Below are 6,654 nucleotides of genomic sequence, written 5' to 3'. Positions count from 1 at the left end.
CTGACTTGCTGGCTGATTATCAGGAAGTTCTAGAAAAACGGGAGTCTCTTTTGCTAGTTTCGATGGCTGCTGGTCTGACCTTGGAAAGATTGGAAAAAATGACACCTAGTCACCATCGTTGGATTCGGATAATGCCTAATACACCGGTAGCTGTTGGCGAGGGCGTTATTAGCTATGCCTTATCCCAGCGGGCGAAGCGAGCGGACGAAGACTTGTTGCGTGAACTTCTGTCTTCGGCTGGCCTTTTGCTCAAACTAGATGAAAAGCAGTTGGATGCGGCGACAGCTCTTGCTGGCTGTGGACCAGCTTTCGTCTATCTCTTTATAGAGGCTTTAGCGGATGCAGGTGTCCGAGCAGGACTTAGTCGCGACATATCGCTTGAACTGGCCAATCAAACCCTTTTAGGCGCTGCTAAACTAAGTCAGATCAGTGGCCAACATCCGGCCCAGCTCAAAGATCAGGTCTGCAGTCCGGCTGGTTCGACCATTGCTGGGGTAGCTAGTTTGGAAGAAAATGCCTTTCGAGGAACAGTCATGGCTGCCGTTCAAGCAGCCTACAAGAGGACGCAGGAGTTGGGGAAATAAAGAATCTACCGACTTTGAGATGCTTCCTTAAGGCTGGAAGTAAAAAATCTAACTTTCATGGGCAGGTCGTAGCGTAAACTAGGGAATACCAAGGGAAAGATGTCGTTCTAGAAGATTATGGATAAAGTAGTGAAATTCCCTAAACAAGCTAGAGTAGGACAGAAATCGGTAATTCGTTAGAATTCGATTTCGTTGTCCCACCTCCGCACAGTTGAGTAGGGCTGTAAAAGCTGATGAAATCAGCGTAGTAGAGCCCACTCAACCACTGCGTCTTGCTCGACAATCCAAAGACAATTGAGAGGCTAGAACTTTTGTCCCAGCCTCGTTTTTCATTTAAAGGGAAGAATGGTATAATGAAGTAGAGAAAAATCTTGAATGAGGTACCCCATGAATGAAATCAAATGCCCCAACTGCGGGGAGGTTTTTACAGTCAATGAGAGCCAGTACAGTGAGCTTTTGTCGCAGGTTCGGACGGCGGAGTTTGACAAGGAGATTCATGCTCGGATTGAGCAGGAGCTGGCTTTAGCAGAGCAAAAATCCCAGAATGCCCAACAAGCCCTCCTATCGCAGAAAGAACAGGAAATTAGCAAGCTTCAAAGTCAAATTGCTCAGTTTGAGACCCAGCAGGAATTGGCAAAGAAAGAGGCGGAGCAGGCAGCCAGTCTTCAATTGCAGGAGAAGGATAAGGAAGTTCAGCAATTGGAAAGTCAGCTGACAACTCTGCGTTTGGAGCATGAAAATCAACTTCAAAAGACCTTGTCTGCGCTGGAAAAAGAGCGAGACGAGGTTAAGAATCAGCTAGTCTTGCAAGAAAAGGAAGCAGCGCTGACTCAGACCTCTCTCAAAGAGCGCTATGAGGTAGAGCTGCGGCAGAAAGATGAGACCATAGAGTTCTACAAGGATTTTAAGGCCAAGCAGTCTACTAAGATGATTGGCGAGAGTTTGGAACAACACTGCGAGTACGAGTTTAACAAGAACCGTATGGGGATGTTCCCACGAGCGGAGTTTGGCAAGGACAATGATGCCAGAACCGGTAGCAAGGGCGACTACATTTACCGTGAGGTGGATGAAAATGGTGTAGAAATCCTCTCCATCATGTTTGAGATGAAAAATGAAGGCGATGAGACAGCTACCAAGAAGAAAAACGAGCATTTTTTCAAAGAGCTGGATAAGGACCGGCGGGAGAAAGGCTGTGAGTATGCTATTCTGGTGACACTTCTTGAGGCTGATAGCGAGCTCTACAATTCAGGTATTGTCGATGTGTCATATGCCTATGAGAAGATGTATGTTATCCGGCCTCAGTTCTTTCTGCCCATGATTACCCTCCTGCGTAATGCTGCGCTTAACTCGCTCCAGTACAAGCAGGAACTAGCCTTGGTGCGGGAGCAGAACATTGATATTACACATTTTGAGGAAGATTTGGATGCCTTTAAAGTAGCTTTCGCCAAGAACTATCAGTCTGCTTCGACCAACTTTGGCAAGGCCATCGAAGAGATTGACAAGGCTATCCGTCGGATGGAAGAAATCAAGAAATTCCTGACAACCTCTGAAAACCAGCTGCGCTTGGCAAACAACAAACTGGACGACGTATCTGTCAAAAAATTGATACGCAAAAATCCTACCATGAAAGCTAAGTTTGAAGCTTTGAAGGAGAAGTAAGAAAACAAGACAATGAACGGTATTATCAACTTAAGAAAAGAAGCGGGCATGACCTCGCATGATGCGGTATTTAAGCTGCGCAAGATTTTAAAGACCAAGAAAATTGGTCACGGGGGGACCTTGGATCCAGATGTAGTCGGGGTGCTTCCGATTGCTGTAGGAAAGACGACGCGTTTGGTTGAGTTTATGCAGGAGGAGGGCAAAGTTTACGAAGGTGAAATTACTCTGGGCTGCTCAACGACAACAGAGGATGCCAGCGGAGACATCCTAGAGCGGACGCCAGTGACGGAGCTTTTAGAAGAAGCCCTTATCGATGAAGCGATGGAGTCCATGACCGGTGAGATTCGCCAGATTCCGCCCATGTACTCTGCAGTCAAGGTCAATGGTCGCAAGCTTTATGAGTATGCGCGTGCTGGCCAAGAAGTGGAACGGCCAGAGCGGCAGGTAACCATCTATAGTTTCGAGCGCACTAGTCCGATTTCCTATGAAGATGAGCAAGCTCGTTTTCGCTTTCGAGTAAAGTGCAGCAAGGGGACCTATGTCCGAACTCTGTCTGTTGATTTGGGAGCCAAGCTCGGCTTTGCCAGTCACATGTCCCAGCTGACAAGGACTTCTTCAGCAGGTATGAGCTTGGATGATGCTTTGACCTTGGATGAAATAGCGGAGCGAGTAGCAGTGGAGGATTTCTCCTTTCTACAGCCTCTGGAGTTGGGGACAGGTGACCTACCTAAGCTTGAACTGACAGCAGAGCAGCTCGAAGAAGTGCGCTACGGTCGTTTTATTCCCATTGAAAATGCGGCAACAATCTTGGCTGGTTTTCATAAAGGTAAGCTTATCGCCATCTTAGAGAAAAGAGACGAATATTATAAACCCAAAAAAGTTTTTCTTTGATGGTATATAGCATATTAGCATCCTGAAATATATTTTCAGGATTTTTTATATGACTTGAATAATCAAATAAATATTGAAGTTAAAAATGGTCAGAAATTTTGTCTCCAAAGGCATAGAAGACGCTTGTATATCTTAGTACATGTTTTGAAATAAGAATACTCCAAATTTAGGCATTTTGGTAAAAAATGATAGAGAAAAAACAGGGGATTATCATTGCTTAAATCCTACTTATATGGTACTATTAGAAGAGTGACAATTTTAAAATAATAAGGAGGGTTCCAATACATGGGACAAGACTGGAAGAAAATAGAAAGGCAACGTTTTACGATTCGTAAGACGAGAGCATGGGGAGCATGTTCTGTTTTTCTAGGATCAAGTATTTTCTTTCTAGGAGGGGGAGTTGCAAGTGCGCAAGAAGTTAGTCCTTCTGCACAAGACCAATTGCCACAAGTAGCAGAAACTGCGAAAGTTTCGGATGAAGAAGATTCTGAGAAACAGGCAACTGAAGCACAAGCTGCACCTGAAAAGAATACTGCGCAAGCCAGTGCAAATGATCAGGCAACTGAAGCCAAAGATCAAGCTGCACCGAGCACTGAAGAAGTAGCTAAAACGGAAGAAGCAGCTGTTTCAAAAGATGAGAAGTCAGAAGAAACAAGCGCTCCGAAAGAAGCTAAAGCAGAAGAAAAGGCTGAGCCAAAAGAAGAAAAAACAGAACCAAAAACACCAAGTTCTGAAGCTAATGCAGCCGCACAACCTAAGCGTTCAGGTACATCAGGATTCAGAAGTGTTAGCGGTACATCAGGATTCCGAAATACTGGTGCTGTTCGGCAAGGGTCAGACTACACTGTTAGCCAAGATGGGAATATAGCTACTGTTCAATCAAAAGCCTTGAAAACTCAGTTGGACGTCGCGGCATCAGAGAATTTGCCGGTTACACCGAATCAACTTAGAAATTTTGGAACAGCAACAACTGACGAAGAAAGACGCAATTTTGAACGTCAAGCAGCTGACCTTCAAAATGCTGAAGCTCGAGCCATGAGCGACAAGATCAATAATTACTTGGCAGCTAAAAGAAGAGCTCAACAACTAACTGGTCAAGAAGGAAGCTTGCAACAAATTGCTCCGCAAAACCTCGTGTTCTCTGATGAGCCAAACGCAACGGCTAAGATTAGGCTGGCACAAGGAGACTGGTTTGTCAAAGACAGTACTCTCTTATCTCGAAATCAATATGTTCGTGAAGCCTTGGATAGTCGGAGCTACAGTGAGTGGCGAGACGGAACAACTACTCAACCGAATGCAGTTGTAACCAGAGCTGACACAAGTCAACCGCCAGCAGAGCGAATCATCAAAGATGCCACAGATGGCTACTACATGGTTCATTCACAAGTTGGTAGAACCACAACAGTGGAGTACACCTTGCATAACTCATTTGCTGGTGGTCGACCTATTACGAAAGCTGTTGCTAGATATACGCCTAAGAAGAGTTCTGCTTATGATGATAGTATGGTAATGGCTATCCATAAAGATCCAACTATGACAGTTTGGAATGGATCCAGCTATGATCGTAAAGGAACTGGTAACCAGTTGCATATGGAATGGGAATTCTATTATGCGGATGGTACTAAGGTAGACTTTGGTAAAACACCAGGTGTTGTTTCTTTCGCCTCACGTAACCACCACGGGAATGATATTTACGCTGAAATTTATGGTAATTTGAGCTCAAATATGCAGAATGTACAAATTGTAGGTTCTTCTATCGTTCCACAGGCAAATGGTTGGTACTACGCAAATGGTAAGAATAACTCTTATAAAGGCCAAACTGAATATCAATGGGACCAACAAGGTAACCCGAATGAGTTCTGGGGAGCAGGTGCTGCAAAAGTTACAAGTGGTACAACATTAAGTTATGATATTGCGACTACTAATCCTGGTCAACACTGGCCGCGTCCAATTCGCCAATGGTTCTCATTTAACACCAACGTAAAAGCGAATAACGTCGTAACTAACCCTACTTTGACTTACACTCCTGCAGCTTATGTCAATGAAGTTCCAGCACCAGAACCAGAAAAATCTTATGACAGATTTGTCATGGATATTCCACATAATGTCAGAGTCGTAGATTATGAGAATGCCACTCCAGATCAAAAACGCGCCTTTGACAATCAAACTGGTTCTCAGATTGTTTACCAACAAGGTAAAGACGGACAAGTTATTGTTGTAGGACCAAAACCAGAAAACCTAAATGACGTACCAAATCCTAAGTTTACAGCTCAAGAACTTGAGACACTTAAAAATGGTGGAACTGTAAGAGGATTTAAAGGACACAATTACGTTGATCCTGTAGATACCATCATGGTTGTCAAACGTAATGCGGGACCAACTGGGCCTAAGGGGGCAACAGGCGCAACTGGAGCCACAGGTGCCACCGGTGCAGCAGGACCAAAAGGCGATAAGGGCGCAACTGGAGCCACAGGTGCAACCGGTGCAGCAGGACCAAAAGGCGATAAAGGCGCAACTGGCGCCACAGGTGCAACCGGTGCAGCAGGACCAAAAGGCGATAAAGGCGCAACTGGAGCCACAGGTGCAACCGGTGCAGCAGGACCAAAAGGCGATAAGGGCGCAACTGGAGCCACAGGAGCCACAGGCGCAACTGGCGCCACAGGTGCAACCGGTGCAGCAGGACCAAAAGGCGATAAAGGCGCAACTGGAGCCACAGGTGCAACCGGTGCAGCAGGACCAAAAGGCGATAAGGGCGAAACTGGAGCCACAGGAGCCACAGGCGCAGCAGGCCCGAAAGGTGATAAAGGAGCCACAGGAGCCACAGGCGCAACAGGGCCAAAAGGCGATAAGGGCGCCACAGGTGCCACAGGCGCAACCGGAGCTAAGGGCGATAAAGGTGAAACTGGCGCCACAGGTGCAACCGGTGCAGCAGGACCAAAAGGCGATAAAGGTGAAACTGGAGCTACAGGCGCAACTGGAGCTAAAGGCGAAGATGGTAAGCCATCATTAGCCCAAGTCGTGGATAATAATAACGGCACTCACACTGTTAAAGTTGGTCTTGATAAGAACAATAACGGCCAGCTCGATCCAGACGAAGTAACCTCATCTACCATCGTTAAAGACGGTAAGGATGGCAAATCTCCACTAGCTAAGGTTGTTGATAACAACAACGGCACCCATACTGTTCAAGTCGGACTCGATAAGAACAATAACGGCCAGTTGGATCCAGATGAAGTGACATCTTCTACAGTCATTAAAGATGGCAAAGCTGGCGCAACCGGTGCAACAGGTGCGACCGGAGCCAAAGGCGATAAAGGTGAAACTGGAGCTACAGGAGCAAAAGGTGAAGATGGTAAACCATCATTGGCGCAAGTCGTAGACAACAACGACGGCACTCATACTGTTAAAGTTGGTCTTGATAAGAACGGCAATGGTCAGTTGGATCCAGACGAAGTAACTTCATCTACCATCGTTAAAGACGGTAAGGATGGTAAGTCTCCATTGGCTAAGGTTGTTGACA

General features: G+C 46.0%; 4 protein-coding genes. All 4 read left to right on the top strand.

Annotated elements, in window-relative coordinates; genetic code table 11:
• A partial coding sequence (proC, locus tag Q0191_RS00925; protein WP_297662983.1) for a pyrroline-5-carboxylate reductase occupies nucleotides 1-584 on the top strand: 584 nt, incomplete at its 5' end.
• Between the two features lie 387 nt (nucleotides 585-971).
• On the top strand, nucleotides 972-2,243 hold the full coding sequence (locus tag Q0191_RS00920; RefSeq protein ID WP_297662981.1) for a DUF2130 domain-containing protein: 1,272 nt from the start codon (nucleotides 972-974) through the stop codon (nucleotides 2,241-2,243).
• A gap of 12 nt (nucleotides 2,244-2,255) precedes the next feature.
• Complete coding sequence (gene truB, locus Q0191_RS00915; protein WP_297662979.1) at nucleotides 2,256-3,134, top strand: tRNA pseudouridine(55) synthase TruB; 879 nt, start codon at nucleotides 2,256-2,258, stop codon at nucleotides 3,132-3,134.
• 285 nt (nucleotides 3,135-3,419) lie between these two features.
• Nucleotides 3,420-6,654: GbpC/Spa domain-containing protein (locus Q0191_RS00910; RefSeq protein ID WP_297662977.1), on the top strand; the 3,235-nt coding region annotated here is incomplete at its 3' end.

The organism is uncultured Streptococcus sp. (assembly GCF_938036805.1).
Classification (GTDB): domain Bacteria; phylum Bacillota; class Bacilli; order Lactobacillales; family Streptococcaceae; genus Streptococcus.
The sequence above is the reverse complement of the archived record's forward strand: the minus strand, read 5'-3'. Positions and strand labels throughout refer to the sequence as shown.

Coding starts and splice junctions, on each gene's coding strand:
- truB (WP_297662979.1), top strand. CDS start 2,256: ATGAACGGTATTATCAACTTAAGAAAAGAAGCGGGCATGACCTCGCAT.
- Q0191_RS00920 (WP_297662981.1), top strand. CDS start 972: ATGAATGAAATCAAATGCCCCAACTGCGGGGAGGTTTTTACAGTCAAT.